This is a genomic window from Pseudomonas sp. DR48 (genome assembly GCF_019823085.1).
GTDB lineage: Bacteria > Pseudomonadota > Gammaproteobacteria > Pseudomonadales > Pseudomonadaceae > Aquipseudomonas.
In genome coordinates this window covers 2,606,131-2,621,101 of sequence record NZ_CP081946.1, presented here as the reverse complement: position 1 = coordinate 2,621,101, position 14,971 = coordinate 2,606,131, and the positions used below count along the sequence as shown (strand labels likewise).

The window sequence follows — 14,971 nt, the reverse complement described above, 5'->3', positions numbered from 1 at the left end:
GACTTTTTTTGAGGACGGCAGATGTCACCGTGGCTGACAGTAGTGGGAATCGGTGAAGACGGCGTCAAGGGCCTGGGCAGAAACGCCCGGCATGCCCTGCTGCGTGCTTCGCGGATCATTGGCGGGCAGCGGCAGCTGGATTTGCTGCCGGTGTGCATTCGCGGTGCGCGGCAGTTGTGGCCCAGCCCATTCTCCCTTGACCCTGTCCTGGCGCTACGCGGGGAACCGGTCTGTGTCTTGGCCAGCGGCGATCCGATGTTCTTCGGTGTCGGCGCCAGCCTCGCCCGGCAACTGCCCAGCGAGGAAATGCAGGTCCTGCCCGCACCGTCCTCCTGCTCGCTGGCCGCAGCGCGAATGGGCTGGCCATTGCAGGACGTCGTGACGCTTTCGGTGGTGGCTCGCCCGGTCGCCGCGCTCAACGCACAGTTGTTCAGCGGCGTACGTTTGCTGGTGCTGAGCAATGACGCGCAGAGTCCGGCCACTGTCGCGGCGCTGCTGCGGGAGCGCGGTTTCGGCCCGAGCCGTCTCAGCGTGCTGGAACATCTGGGCGGTGCTGACGAACGACGTATCGATGGCGTCGCCAATGACTGGAACGATCCATCAGTCGCCGATCTGAACCTGATCGCCATCGAGTGCATCGCCGATCCAGAGACGCCGCGCCTGTCCCGACTGGCTGGCCTGCCCGACTCGGCTTTCCGGCACGACGGCCAATTGACCAAGCGCGATGTGCGCGCCATCACCCTGGCACGCCTCGCACCAGTACCCGGCGAACTGCTGTGGGATGTCGGCGCCGGCAGCGGCTCGATCGGCATCGAATGGATGCGCGCCCACCCGACCTGCCGGGCACTGGCCATCGAAGCCGATGAAGGTCGGCAATTATTGATCGAACACAACCGCGACGCCCTTGGCGTCCCCGGTCTGCAACTGATTCGCGGCAGTGCGCCGCAGGCGCTGGCCGGGCTCGAACGTCCGGATGCGATCTTCATCGGCGGCGGCGTCACCCGCGAGGGCGTGCTCGACACCTGTTGGGCGCAACTCAAACCTGGCGGCCGGCTGATCGCCAACGCAGTCACGCTGCAAAGCGAAGTGACCCTGATGGCCTGGCGTGAACGCCATGGCGGCGAACTGACCCGCATCCACGTCGCCCAGGCCCAGCCGCTGGGGGACTTCGACACCTGGCGTCAGGCGCTGCCGATTACCCTGCTGGATGTGACGAAGCCTTTCGATGCGTGATGAAACCGCCGAACAACCTGCCCCTCTGCGCAGTGGCCTGACCACCGGCAGCTGCGCCACCGCCACCAGCCTGGCGGCGGCCCGCCTGTTGCTGGCCGGGGTGAGCGCTGACGCCGTAGAGATCATTTTGCCCAAGGGCAAGCAGGTGCAAATGCGCCTGGAATTCTGTCGCCTGATCGACAACGGCGCCGAAGCCGGGACGATCAAGGACGCGGGCGATGACCCCGACGTGACCCACGGCGCGCTGCTGTATTCCCAGGTGCGACTGAGCCCCGAGCCCGGCATTCAATTCAAAGCCGGGCGTGGCGTTGGCACTGTCACCCGACCGGGTCTGGTGCTGGGCGTCGGCGAGCCGGCGATCAACCCGGTACCGCGCAAGATGATGACCGATCACCTGACGTCGCTGGCGGCAGAGCTTGGCTACACCGGCGGCTTCGAGGTCACCGTCAACGTCGAGGACGGCGAAGCGTTGGCCCTGAAGACCATGAACCCGCGACTGGGGATTCTCGGCGGGCTGTCGATACTTGGCACCAGCGGCATCGTCCGGCCGTTTTCCTGCGCGGCCTACATCGCCTCGATCCATCAAGGCATCGACGTCGCCAAGACCAACGGTTACCTGCACATCGCCGCGTGCACCGGCAACGCCAGCGAAGACACCATGCGCCGGGTCTACGACTTGCCGGAAATCGCCCTGATCGAAATGGGCGACTTTGTCGGCGCCGTCCTCAAGCATCTGCGCAAAGTCCCGGTGGATAAACTCAGCCTGTGTGGCGGCTTCGGCAAGATCAGCAAATTGGCGGCCGGGCACATGGATTTGCACAGCCGACATTCGAGCATCGACCTGCCGCAACTGGCCGAATGGGCCGCCGCAATTGGCGCCGACGAGGCGTTGCAACAAGGGATTCGCGAGGCCAATACCAGCCAGCAAGCCTTGGCAATGGCCAGCGCGGCAGGCATCGCCCTCGGTGATGCGGTGTGCCAGCACGCCCTGGAGTTTGCCCGCAGCGTGGTGCCGGCGCAGGTCCAGGTTGAAGTCTTTGCCATCGATCGCCAGGGCGGGATTGTCGGCCATGCGGGAGCTTTCCAATGAAGCGCATTTTGCTGCTCGGCGGCGTCACCGAAGCCCTGGCCATCGCCCGAACCCTGGGGCCGCAGCACGTCTACAGCCTGGCCGGCGTCGGACGGGTGCCAACGGACTTGACCTGCCAGGTGCGCGTCGGCGGTTATGGCGGTGCCGAAGGCCTGGCGCACTTCATTCGCGAGGAAGGGATCGATCTGCTGCTGGACGCCACCCATCCCTACGCCGCACAAATCAGCCAGAACGCCGCGACCGCCGCGCAGTTGTCGGGCATTCCTTGCTGGGCATTACGACGTCCCGCCTGGCAGCCACAGGTCGGCGATGACTGGCGAGATGTCCGCGACTGGCCCGAGCTGATCAAAGCCTTGAAACCCTTCCATCGACCGCTGTTCACCCTCGGCCGCGAACCGTTGCAGCACCTGCACGAAATCCCCCCGGAGCAATTCTGGACCTTGCGCGCCCTGGACGTTTACCCCAGCAACGAACGCTGCGAAGTCATCGGCGCACGCGGACCGTTTCTGATCGAGGACGAACGCGAGCTGTTTGAACGCCGGCAGATTGATGTGCTGATCAGCAAGAACAGCGGCAGCACCGCGACCGAGCCGAAACTGGAAGTGGCGCGGGAACGGGGGGTGCCGGTGATTGTGTTGCAGCGGCCGGTGTTGCCGGGGGTGGATCGGGAGTTTGGCTCCGTGACAGATGTGCTGGCAGCCCTGACCGCAAAGTCCATCACATAACCTGTAGCAGCCTTCGCCAGCGGCTACAGGAAACGCGCAACGCCCTACATCACTATCGGACCTCACCCACGACATCATCCAAAACGACCGACTAGTCGGATCGTAATTCAGCCCTTATGGTCCTGAGCTCCAAAACAAGCGGCTCTGAGACTACGATGACCGAACAATTCACCCGTTTCGATGCCGCCGAATTTCTTAAAACACCCGAAGAAATGGCCGCTTACCTGGACGCCTGTTTTGAAGAGGATGCTGGCGACGGAGTACTCATACGCGCCGCCCTTAATGACATAGCGAGAGCAAAGGGCATGAGCCAGATTGCCCGCGATGCAGGCCTGGGTCGTGAAAGTTTGTACAAAGCATTGGGAAGCACTGGCAATCCAGAATTCGCGACTATCATGAAGGTTATGAAAGCACTGGGCCTGCGCTTGCATGCCACGACGCGGTGATCGCGCTGCGACACCACACCGCACGCCGCTTTTTTACTTATCGGCCCTGATCAGGCTAAATAGCCGCGCCTGATCTCCCACCCAACGGATTGTCATCCATGTCCCGACAACGGCTTGCAATTGCCTGGATCGCCTGCTTCGCAGTGCTGTTCAACATGCTCGCCATGCCGATGACAGGCGCCATGGCGCAATCGGCGAAATCACCCGCCGAGCAGTTGTTGTGGGGCAGTTTTTGTACGTCCAGCGGCACCAAAATGGTGGCGATTTCCCTGGGTGACATCGAGCAGAAAGCGCCGCAGAACGACGATCATTCCAACATGCAGCATTGCTGGTGTTGTTCGGGTTCTGCGCCGTTGGTGGCATTGCCTGGGCACACGCCACAGCTGTATTACACGCGTTTCGAGGCCAATCGAAGCCTGCCCGCCGCCTCGCTCGATACCCCTACCCCGCGCCAGCAATGGCCGAGTCTCAACCCCCGCGCTTCCCCTCTGGTGTGATTTCGTCTCGCAATTGACCTGCGTTTTGAATCGCTCTGGAGAACTGCCATGTTGAACAAACTCATCGTTCTGGCCGCGTTGCTGCTGCCTGCCTGCTTTGCCAATGCCCATGAATACAAAGCGGGGGAATTGGAGATCGCGCACCCGTGGTCGCAAGAACTGCCACCCAATGCCCCGACCGTTGCGGCGTACTTCGTGATCGACAACAAAGGCAAGACGGCTGACCGCCTGCTGAGCGTCGATTCGCCGATTGCAGGCGAAGCCCAGCTGCACGAGCACGTCATGCAAAACGACCTGATGAAAATGCAGCAGGTGCCGAGCGTCGACATTCCTGCCGGTGGTACCGTCACGTTTGCACCGATGGCCTATCACGTGATGTTGGTGAACCTCAAAGACCGCAGCCTGCTGAGCGATGGCAAGCGGTTCCCGCTGACGATGCATTTCGAAAAGGCCGGGGACGTGACGGTCGACGTCGCGGTGCAGAAAAAGCCGCCCGAAGAGATGCAGATGCACGCTCACGCCCAGTAATCGACTGAGCAGAAAACGCCATGCGCCCGTCTAGCGCCAGGCCATCCGCACACCGTCGTCAGTCTCCGGGATTGACGCGCGGCAGCTGGATCAGCCTGTTCGCCATGTTGATGATCTTTATCGGCCCGCTGATTTCCCAGTCGATGCCGATGGATCAACGCGCGTCCTCGATGACCATGAACATGTCGATGGACATGAGCATGGACATGTCGGCGATGGAACACGCCGACCATGGCGCGCAACCCGACGCCGAGCACTGCCCTCCCACCGCCTCGCATCACGCGCTCTGGGAAAAATGTGGCTATTGCAGCCTGCTGTTCAATTGCCCGGCGCTGACCGGCGGCCAGTCCTTCGTCGCCTTCGATACACCGACAGCCACCACCTACACCGCCCCGTCCCCTCGCCTGGGCCACGCCCGGCAAACCTTCTTCCCCGGCGCTCGCACCCGCGCCCCGCCCATCGTCGCGTAAACACCCACCTCTGATTGCACACGGTTTCGAAGACAGCTTCAGGCTGCCGGCCGTGTCGTTTACGACTGTTCGATGGAAATTGTCATGTCCAGGTTTTCTGCTGACACACGCTTGAGCCCTGCCCAAGCTTTTTTTGCCCCGAACGAATCAAGCATTCGTTTCAGGCACGCCACCGCCATCCTTTGCGGTGCCCTGCTGACACCGATGGTCCAGGCTGATGAAAACGCGAGCCTCAGTGAAGAACTGAGCCCGACGGTGATCACCGCCATTGCGCCGAGTTCACCGCTGACCATCGTCACCAACCCCAAGGACCCGCGCCAACCGGTGCCGGCCAGCGACGGTGCCGACTACCTGAAAACCATCCCCGGCTTTGCCCTGGTGCGCAACGGCGGCACCAATGGCGATCCGGTGCTGCGCGGCATGTTCGGCTCGCGACTGAATATCCTCACCAATGGCGGCCAGTTGCTCGGGGCCTGCCCTGGACGGATGGACGCGCCGACCTCCTACATCTCGCCGGAAACCTACGACACGCTCACCGTCATCAAGGGACCGCAAACCGTGCTCTGGGGACCTGGCGCCTCAGCCGGGACCATCCTCTTCGATCGGGAACCAGAACACTTCGGCGAACTCGGTACCCGGGTGAACGCCAGCGTATTGGCCGGTTCCAATGGCCGCTTTGACAAACTGGTGGACGCCGCTGCCGGCGGGCCGCTCGGTTATGTGCGGGTGGTCGGCAACACCGCGCACGCCGACGACTACAGGGACGGCAACAACGACACCGTGCCGTCACGCTATGAAAAGTGGAACGGTGATGTCGCGCTCGGCTGGACGCCCGACGCCGACACCCTGCTGGAACTGACCGCCGGCAAGGGCGACGGTGAAGCGCGTTACGCCGGTCGTGGCATGGACGGCTCGCAATTCAAGCGCGAGAGCCTCGGATTGCGCTTCGAGAAGTCGAACATCGGTGACGTGCTGGACAAGGTCGAAGCGCAGATCTACTACAACTACGCCGACCATGTGATGGACAACTACACCCTGCGTACGCCGTCCGGCACCGGGATGATGAGCGGCCCGATGGCGTCCAACGTCGACCGCCGTACCCTCGGCGCGCGGATCAAAGCCACCTGGCGCTGGGCCGATGTGCAGTTGATCAGCGGCCTCGACGCGCAGACCAGTGAGCATCGTCAACGCAGCGCCATGGGCATCGACGTCTACAAGGACCTGCCGTACACCGAGGATGCCGATTTCCATAACTACGGCGTGTTCAGCGAACTGACCTGGTACGCCGCCGAGCGTGATCGAGTGATAGGCGGCGCACGCCTGGACCGCGCCTCGGCCAAGGATTATCGGCAGACCACGGGCTCGGGAATGATGACGCGCCCCAACCCGACCGCCGACGAAACCCGCGCCGACACCCTGCCGAGCGGCTTCTTCCGTTACGAACATGACCTCGCTGACAGCCCCACAACGCTGTACGCAGGCCTCGGTCACACCCAACGTTTCCCGGATTACTGGGAGCTGTTTTCACCCCAGTCCGGTCCCGCCGGTTCGGTGAATGCCTTCGATTCGATCAAGCCGGAAAAGACCACCCAGCTCGACTTCGGCCTGCAATACAAGACCGAAGACCTCGAAGCGTGGGCCTCGGGCTACGTCGGGCAAGTGCGCGATTACATCCTGTTCAACTACACCCCGACCCCGATGGGCACCACCTCGCAAGCCGAGAACATCAACGCTCGAATCATGGGCGGTGAACTCGGCGCGGCTTACCAACTGACCTCCAACTGGAAGACTGACGCGACGCTGGCCTATGCCTGGGGCAAGAACAGCAGCAACGGCAACCCGCTGCCGCAAATGCCGCCACTGGATGCGCGTTTCGGCCTGACCTACAGCGAAGACAACTGGAGCGCCGGAGCCTTGTGGCGGGTGGTCGCAGCGCAAAACCGCATCGATCAGAACAAGGGCAACGTGGTGGGCAAGGACTTCGGCAAAACCCCGGGGTTTGGCGTGTTCTCGCTCAACGGCGCCTACCGGATCGACAAGCACTGGAGGGTCAGCACGGGCGTCGACAACCTGTTCGGCAAGGCATACGCCGAGCATTTGAACCTGGCCGGCAATGCCGGTTTTGGCTACCCGGCCAATGACCCGCAGGCCATCAAGGAACCGGGGCGAACGCTCTGGACCAAGGTCGACATGAGTTTCTAACAACAAAAGTCAAAGATCGCCGTCGACGCCACCGCCCCCTGTAGGAGCTGTCGAGTGAAACGAGGCTGCGATCTTTTAAAAAACGACTGATTCGCCAAGCGGAGCACAACCGATGAAACAGCCCAAAATGAATTTCTACAACCTGGCCTGGCGCTGGCATTTCTATGCCGGTCTGTTCGTCGCGCCATTCATGGTGATGCTGGCCCTGACCGGTGTCATTTACCTGTTCAAGCCGCAACTCGATCCACTGATGTACGGCAGCTTGATGAACGTTCCCGCCGGGCATCACAGCGTCTCGGCCGACGAGTTGCTCAAGCGGGTCAAAGAGGCTTATCCACACGCCACGATCAAACAGTACCTGCCGCCGGTCAACGCCGAGCGCAGCGCGCAATTTGTCGTGCTCAATGACGGCAGCGAACTCAATGTGTTCGTCGATCCGTACCACGGCGACATCCTCGGCGAGCAAGATGCGAAGAAAAACCTGCAAGCCGTTGCGCGCGCGATTCACGGTGAATTGATGATCGGCACGGTCGGTGATCGACTGGTCGAACTAGCCGCTGGCTGGGGCGTGGTGCTGGTGGTGTCCGGCGTGTTCCTGTGGTGGCCGCGCGGGCAAGCCGCCGGCATTTTGTGGCCGCGTTTGAGCAGTCGCGGTCGCGTGCTGTGGCGCGATCTGCACGCCGTCACCGGGTTCTGGGGCGCCGCGTTTTTGCTGGTGATGCTGCTCAGCGGCATGACCTGGACCGGGTTCTGGGGCAAGCAATACGCGGGCGTGTGGAACGTGTTCCCGGACGCAATGTGGAATGACATGCCCAAGTCCGATGTCGAGGCCCGCAGCCTGAATACCGCCACGCGCCAGACCGTGCCCTGGGCCATGGAAAACACACCGATGCCGATGTCCGGTGACCACGCCGAACACATGGCCCACGGCGCTACGCCAGCCGGCCCTGCGGCACCGACCATCAGCCTGCAAGACGTGCAGAACATCGCCGTGCAACGCCAGGTCGAGCCGGGCTACAGCATCACTTTGCCGACCACGGCAACCGGCGTGTTCACCATCGCGGTGTTCGCCGACGACCCGCGCAACGACGCCACGCTGCATGTCGATCAGTACACCGGCAATGTCCTCGCCGATGTGCGCTACGAGCAATACGGCACTGTCGCCCGTGCTACGGAAATCGGCGTGATGTTGCACGAAGGCAAGATGTTCGGTGCGTTCAACCAGATCATCGTGCTGCTGATCTGCCTGATGATTTTGCTCAGCGCGGTCAGCGGTGTGGTGATCTGGTGGAAGCGTCGGCCACAGGGAAAATTCGGTGTTCCACCGCTGCGCCACGACCTGCCGAAATGGAAAACCGCCATGGTGATCATGTTTGCATTGGCGGTGATATTTCCGCTGGTGGGCGCCTCTTTGGTAGTGGTCTGGGTATTGGATCGCGTGCTGCTGTCGCGCTTCACCCGGCAAACTGAATCGGCCTCATCTTCATCGTGAAACAAGCGAGATGCGCAAAATAGACAGGCCTGTAGACTTTCCGCGCTTATCTCGCAGTCATGATCGTTCCCACGCTCTGCGTGGGAATGCAGCCCGGGACGCTCTGCGCCCCAAACCGGACGCAGAGCGTCCATTGAGGCATTCCCACGCAGAGCGTGGGAACGATCCTCAATTTTCAGCCGCGCATTGTCGCGCGCCTAGCAGCCGCCGGACTTAAGTTTTCCATCACAGTTGTTCAGACTGTTTTTATTTTGTGGATCAAACTGAAGGTCTGTACCCACTGTTTGACCGTTAGCTTGGCGGCATCCGATTGTTACGTAGCACCGCCCGGTTCCCGTCGCCATAGCCCGTGGTATCTCTACGTCATTGGTATCGACACGCGGCGTCTGGCAAGTTTTATAAGCAGGACTGGTCACCCAGGCTGTATCACAAACAGCTGTCGAATTATCAGCAGCTAACACCCCACGAACTAAAACCAAAAATGCGAACAATCCCAAGAAACCGATAACCCTCTTCATTTGATGACTCCCGAAAATTCCCGCAACCCGGAAGCTCCACTCTAACTACAGATAAAAAATGCAAATACTGTCAGAAGTGACAGTTAAAATGAGTTTTATAGACCCTTAGTGAATAAGCCTGACGGGCTACCAGATATATCGACATTAAAATGTACAGCTCGAAAAGCTCTACAAAGCGAATTCCTCCAATTGAATCGGCCTCATCTTCATCGTGAAACCAGCGAGATGCGCGGACTAGAGAGGCGTGTAGACTTTCCGCGCTTATCTCACGGTCATGATCGTTCCCACGCTCTGCGTGGGAATGCAGCCCGGGACGCTCTGCGTCCCAAACCGGACGCAGAGCGTCCATTGAGGCATTCCCACGCAGAGCGTGGGAACGATCCCCAATCGCGAGCAGGCTCGCTCCCACAGGATTTGCGCGGTTCCTGTGGGAGCGAGCCTGCTCGCGATGGCGTCATCAGCATCACCCAATATCTCAGAGCAAACGCATGACCTCGCTGAACCTCACGAACCTCGCCTGGACACCTCTGGGTCACGGCCACTGTCATCACCAGTTCCAGCTGCGTGATGCCTCGTTGCACGTGGCCGCCGGGGAGTTTGTCGGGTTGATCGGCCCCAACGGCAGCGGCAAGACCAGCCTGCTTCGTTGCGCTTATCGCTTCAGCAAACCCGAGAGCGGCGCGGTCCTGCTCGATCATCAGAACGTCTGGAAGCAATCCTCACGCTGGTGTGCGCAACGCATCGCCGTGGTCCTGCAGGAGTTTCCCGATGCGTTCGGCCTGAGCGTCTTCGACGTGGTCGCGATGGGTCGCACGCCGCACAAAGGCCTGTTCGACGGCGACACCTTCGAAGACCGTGAACTGGTGACCCAGGCACTGGAATCCGTCGGCCTCCAAGGCTTCGATGATCACGCCTTTTCCACCCTCTCCGGCGGTGAAAAGCAACGGGTGATCCTCGCCCGCGCCCTGGCCCAACAACCGCAACTGCTGATCCTCGACGAACCCACCAATCACCTCGATCCGCGCTTTCAGATCGAACTGTTGCAACGGGTCAAACGCTTGAACATCGGCACCCTGGCCAGCATCCACGACCTCAATCTTGCCGCCGCTTTCTGTGATCGACTCTACGTCATCGATCACGGTCGCATCGTCGTCAGCGGCACGCCCAGGGAAGTGCTGACCGCCCCGCTGTTGCGCGACATCTTCGGCGTACAAGCGCTGATCGATGAACACCCCTTGCACAGCTACCCACGAATCACCTGGATAACCCAACCATGACTTTGCGCTCCCTGCTTTGCGTCGCCCTGTTGCTGGGCAGTGCCCAGGCCTTGGCCGAGGCCACGAAATACCCGCTGACGATCCATAGCTGCAACCGCGAAGTGACCTTCAAACACGCGCCACAACACGCGGTCAGCCATGACATCAACATGACCCAGATGATGCTCGCTCTCGGCCTCAAACCAAGCATGGCCGGCTACAGCGGCGTGACGGGCTGGAAATCGGTGACGCCCGAGATGCAGACCATCCTCGACGGTTTGCCGGAGCTCGCGGCGAAATACCCGTCGGTGGAAACCCTGCTCGATGCCAACGTCGATTTCTTCTTCGCCGGATGGGATTACGGCATGCGCGTGGGCGGCGACCTCACGCCACAGACCTTGCAGCCGCTGGGCATCAACGTCTATGAGTTGACCGAGTCCTGTGCCTTCGTGATGAAGCGCCCGGCCGCCACGCTGGAAGACACCTACAACGACCTGCGCAACCTCGGCAAAATCTTCAACGTGCAGGACCGCGCTAACGCCTTGATCGCGCAAATGCAGACGCAAGTCGCCGAGGTACGCAAGGAACTGCCGGCGGACAAGCTCCGCGTCTTTCTTTATGACAGCGGCGAAGATCGCGCCATGACCTCCGGCCGCCTCGGCATGCCGCAAGCCCTGATCGATGCCGCGGGCGGTCGCAATATTCTGGATGACGTCGAGTCGAGCTGGACCCGGGTCAATTGGGAGACTGTGGTCGAGCGCAATCCGCAGGTGATCGTGATCGTCGATTACGGCGAAGTCACTGCCGAGCAGAAGGAGCAATTCCTGCTGAACAACAAGGCGCTGCAATCGGTGGACGCCATCAAGAACCAGCGCTTCATCGTGATTCCCTACGTGCAGGCCACGCCGGGCATCGACAATGTGCTGGCGGTTGAAACCCTGGCCAAGGGATTCCACGGCGAATGATCAATCGTCGCTACGCCTTGTTGTTGATAGCCCTCGGCGCGCTGTTACTGGTGTCGTGCGTGGTCTCGCTGGGCTTCGGTCCGGCGCGGGTGCCGGTGGACGTGGTGTGGCGGATTCTGCTGCAAAAGGTGTTCGGCGCCGGTGAGGTGAACTGGAGCGCCGGGCAGGAACATATCGTGTGGCTGATCCGCGTACCGCGCATGTTGCTCGGTGCGCTGGTGGGCGCCGGGCTGGCGTTGATCGGCGCGGTGCTGCAAGCGGTGACGCGCAATCCGCTGGCCGATCCGCACCTGCTCGGCGTCACCTCTGGCGCCACCCTCGGCGCGGTGATCGTGTTGCTGCATGTGGGTGAAATCATTGGGTTGCTGACCTTGCCGATCGCGGCATTTATCGGCGCGCTACTGAGCATGTTGATCGTGCTGATGATTGCCAACCGCAACGGGCGCCTGGACAGTGATCGACTGTTGTTGTGCGGCGTGGCGGTATCGTTCGTGATGATGGCGATCGCCAATTTGCTGTTGTTTCTCGGCGATCACCGGGCGAGTTCGGCGGTGATGTTCTGGATGCTCGGCGGACTTGGACTGGCACGCTGGGAACTGCTCGCCGTGCCCGCCGCCAGCGTATTGCTCGGGCTTGTGTTGTTGCTCGGCATGGCCCGGCCGTTGAATGCGTTGATGGCCGGTGAACAGACCGCTGTCACTCTCGGCTTGAATGCTCGCACCGTGCGGTTGCGCGTGTTCTTGATTGCTTCATTGATGACCGGCGTTTTGGTGTCGATCAGCGGGTCCATCGGGTTTGTCGGGCTGATGGTGCCGCACATTGCGCGCCGTTTGGTCGGCGCGGAGCATCGGCGATTGCTGCCGGTGTGCGTGTTGATCGGCAGCATTTTCCTCGTCTGGGTCGACGTCGCCGCCCGCACCCTGATCGCCCCGGAAGACCTGCCCATCGGCGTCGCCACCGCGGCCATCGGTGGACTGTTCTTTATCGGCCTGATGCGCCGCCGCTGATCCCGCCAGCACATTCAGAATTACTTTGCATGATGTACCGCTATCGCGAGCAGGTTCACTCCTACAGGGGTTTATCGTCGTTCACAGACTCCGTGCCCGACACAAATCACCTGTGGGAGTGAGCCTGCTCGCGATGGCGATGGCACAGTCAGCATCAATGTGACAGACAGACCGCAATCGCGAGCAGGCTCACTCCTACAGGGGGGTGGTGATTCCGGGGTTGTTTATGTGTGTTTATTTGAATGCAAAAAGACCGGACGTTTCCCACGACTTTTTCAGGTTGTTCGTCGGACGTGGGCTGTCTAGTCTGGGGCTGTCACTGCACATCAGTGATCGGGTGTGAGAACCCGGCACCCCTGTTAATCCAACATCAGTACCACCATAATTGCCGCCGGCTTATCCGCTGCCTGCAATGCTCAATGGCGGCTGTGTGCGGGCGGACTTCGGTCCGGCCGGGTTCGGGGTTACCGGTTTCTCACTCCGCACATAGCTGCCACCCTTCTATCGTGTGAGAACGATAGGTAGTGGCCCCAATTGAGATGACCCCAAATGTGCAAAAAGATAGTTCCAGATCCACCCATCGCCACCACCACGCCCGAACCCGAAACATCACGCGACGACGACCAGCTCCGAGACCGCGAAGCCATCAACCGCGCCCTCGACTATTACCTCGATCCCACGACCCGCTACGCAGAAAAACCCCGCCGCCCCAGCACCATGTTCATGATCGCCCCCGACAACGACACCGAAAGCCTGCTGGTCCATGCATGTGAATCCCTGGCATCCGCCAGCGTGATGGCCAGCGATTTCGCCACCGACCTGATCGGCCCGCAACGCCATAAGGCGCTGGCGATCCAGCAGATCATCATGCTCGCGGAGCTGGCCGTGAACCGCGCGGTGGATAACGTCGTTCCCACCTGAATACACCACAAAAAAAATGTGGGAGTGAGCCTGCTCGCGATGGCGGCAGCACATTCAACATCACTGTGACTGTCACTCCGCTATCGCGAGCAGGCTCGCTCCCACAAGGGTTGATGCTGACTGATGTACCTGCGCCCTGTTCTGGCGCAGGCCACCGCACCAATGCCTCATGCACGTCCCTTCCTGGTGCGTTGCATGCGCGCGCAGCCGCTCTAATACGACGTTTCCTTGCCTGCACCCGACTAGGCACAGCCCTTGCAAAACACCCTTCAGTAGTCCGCATCTGCCAACCAAGAAAAATTTCTAATGTTCATGGAGATCGCACAATGAAGCGTCGTAGCTTGATCAAGGCATTCACACTCTCGGCAAGCATTGCCGCGATGGGCTTGACCTGGACTGTCCAGGCAGCCGAGACCATCAAGGTCGGTATTTTGCATTCGTTGTCCGGGACCATGGCGATCTCCGAAACCTCGCTCAAAGACATGGCGTTGATGACCATCGACGAGATCAACGCCAAGGGCGGCGTGAACGGCAAGATGCTCGAGCCGGTGGTCGTGGACCCGGCGTCAAACTGGCCGTTGTTCGCGGAAAAGGGCCGTCAGCTGCTGACTCAGGACAAGGTCGCGGTGGTCTTCGGCTGCTGGACATCGGTGTCGCGCAAATCGGTGTTGCCGGTGTTCGAAGAACTCAACGGCTTGCTGTTCTACCCGGTGCAATACGAAGGCGAAGAAATGTCGCCGAACGTGTTCTACACCGGTGCCGCGCCGAACCAGCAGGCGATCCCGGCCGTGGAATACCTGATGAGCGAAGAAGGCGGCAGTGCCAAGCGTTACTTCCTGTTGGGCACCGACTACGTCTACCCGCGCACCACCAACAAGATTTTGCGCTCGTTCCTGCACTCCAAAGGCGTAGCGGACAAGGACATCGAAGAGGTCTACACCCCGTTCGGCCACAGCGATTATCAAACCATCGTCGCCAACATCAAAAAATTCTCGGCAGGTGGCAAGACAGCGGTCATCTCCACGGTCAACGGCGACTCCAACGTGCCGTTCTATAAAGAACTGGCCAACCAGGGTTTGAAAGCCACCGACGTTCCGGTCGTGGCCTTCTCCGTCGGCGAAGAAGAACTGCGCGGCATCGACACCAAGCCCCTGGTCGGCAACCTCGCGGCTTGGAACTACTTTGAGTCGGTCGAGAACCCGGCGAACAAGAAATTCGTCGCCGACTGGAAAGCCTACTCCAAGAAACACAACCTGCCGGGCGCCGACAAAGCGGTGACCAACGACCCGATGGAAGCCACCTACGTGGGCATCCACATGTGGGCGCAAGCGGCTGAAAAAGCCAAGTCCACCGATGTCGACAAAGTCCGCGAAGCCCTGGCTGGCCAGACGTTTGCCGCGCCATCGGGTTACACACTGACTATGGACAAGACCAACCACCACCTGCACAAGCCGGTGATGATCGGCGAGATCCAGGCCGACGGTCAGTTCAACGTGGTCTGGCAGACCGAAGGACCGATCCGCGCCCAGCCGTGGAGCCCGTTCATCTCGGGCAACGACAAGAAGCCGGATTATGCGGTGAAGAGCAACTAAGCCACTGGATGTCGGGTCCCGAGCACTCC

14 protein-coding genes are annotated in these 14,971 nt (G+C 60.9%); all 14 read left to right on the top strand.

The features are described from left to right. Window positions 1-21 precede the first annotated feature (21 nt). Window positions 22-1,233, top strand: coding sequence for a precorrin-6y C5,15-methyltransferase (decarboxylating) subunit CbiE (gene cbiE / locus K5K95_RS11885; protein ID WP_222589594.1), 1,212 nt, complete (start codon window positions 22-24; stop codon window positions 1,231-1,233). Further along, entirely contained in the window at window positions 1,226-2,323 is a 1,098-nt protein-coding gene (locus K5K95_RS11880; protein WP_222589593.1) for a cobalt-precorrin-5B (C(1))-methyltransferase, read from the top strand. Before cbiE ends, K5K95_RS11880 begins: the two co-directional genes overlap by 8 nt. Further along, a complete protein-coding gene (locus K5K95_RS11875) occupies window positions 2,320-3,048 on the top strand; it encodes a cobalt-precorrin-6A reductase (RefSeq protein WP_222589592.1) in 729 nt (242 codons plus the stop codon). Before K5K95_RS11880 ends, K5K95_RS11875 begins: the two co-directional genes overlap by 4 nt. Before the next feature lie 155 nt (window positions 3,049-3,203). Beyond that, complete coding sequence (locus K5K95_RS11870) at window positions 3,204-3,494, top strand: addiction module antidote protein (RefSeq protein ID WP_208670244.1); 291 nt, start codon at window positions 3,204-3,206, stop codon at window positions 3,492-3,494. A 98-nt stretch (window positions 3,495-3,592) separates the two neighbouring features. Then, window positions 3,593-3,991 (top strand): DUF2946 domain-containing protein, encoded by a 399-nt coding sequence (locus K5K95_RS11865; protein WP_222589591.1) that lies wholly within the window; start codon window positions 3,593-3,595, stop codon window positions 3,989-3,991. Between the two features lie 48 nt (window positions 3,992-4,039). After that, a complete protein-coding gene (locus K5K95_RS11860) occupies window positions 4,040-4,519 on the top strand; it encodes a copper chaperone PCu(A)C (RefSeq protein WP_222589590.1) in 480 nt (159 codons plus the stop codon). A gap of 20 nt (window positions 4,520-4,539) precedes the next feature. Further along, on the top strand, window positions 4,540-4,989 hold the full coding sequence (locus K5K95_RS11855) for a DUF2946 domain-containing protein (RefSeq protein ID WP_222589589.1): 450 nt from the start codon (window positions 4,540-4,542) through the stop codon (window positions 4,987-4,989). A gap of 84 nt (window positions 4,990-5,073) precedes the next feature. Continuing rightward, the gene (locus K5K95_RS11850) at window positions 5,074-7,191 is read left to right on the top strand and encodes a TonB-dependent copper receptor (protein WP_222589588.1); all 2,118 of its coding nucleotides are present in this window, start codon (window positions 5,074-5,076) and stop codon (window positions 7,189-7,191) included. A gap of 112 nt (window positions 7,192-7,303) precedes the next feature. After that, window positions 7,304-8,683: a PepSY-associated TM helix domain-containing protein gene (locus tag K5K95_RS11845; protein WP_222589587.1), complete on the top strand. Its 1,380-nt coding sequence runs from the start codon at window positions 7,304-7,306 to the stop codon at window positions 8,681-8,683. Window positions 8,684-9,689: 1,006 nt separating this feature from the next. Beyond that, complete coding sequence (locus tag K5K95_RS11840; protein ID WP_222589586.1) at window positions 9,690-10,478, top strand: ABC transporter ATP-binding protein; 789 nt, start codon at window positions 9,690-9,692, stop codon at window positions 10,476-10,478. Continuing rightward, window positions 10,475-11,422: an ABC transporter substrate-binding protein gene (locus K5K95_RS11835; protein WP_222589585.1), complete on the top strand. Its 948-nt coding sequence runs from the start codon at window positions 10,475-10,477 to the stop codon at window positions 11,420-11,422. The genes K5K95_RS11840 and K5K95_RS11835 overlap by 4 nt, the downstream gene beginning before the upstream one ends. Continuing rightward, window positions 11,419-12,429, top strand: a complete 1,011-nt coding sequence (locus K5K95_RS11830) for a FecCD family ABC transporter permease (RefSeq protein WP_222589584.1) — start codon at window positions 11,419-11,421, stop codon at window positions 12,427-12,429. Before K5K95_RS11835 ends, K5K95_RS11830 begins: the two co-directional genes overlap by 4 nt. Window positions 12,430-12,978: 549 nt before the next feature. Beyond that, window positions 12,979-13,350, top strand: coding sequence for a DUF6124 family protein (locus K5K95_RS11825; RefSeq protein WP_222589583.1), 372 nt, complete (start codon window positions 12,979-12,981; stop codon window positions 13,348-13,350). Between the two features lie 326 nt (window positions 13,351-13,676). Continuing rightward, entirely contained in the window at window positions 13,677-14,942 is a 1,266-nt protein-coding gene (gene urtA, locus K5K95_RS11820) for an urea ABC transporter substrate-binding protein (protein ID WP_222589582.1), read from the top strand. Window positions 14,943-14,971 lie beyond the last annotated feature (29 nt).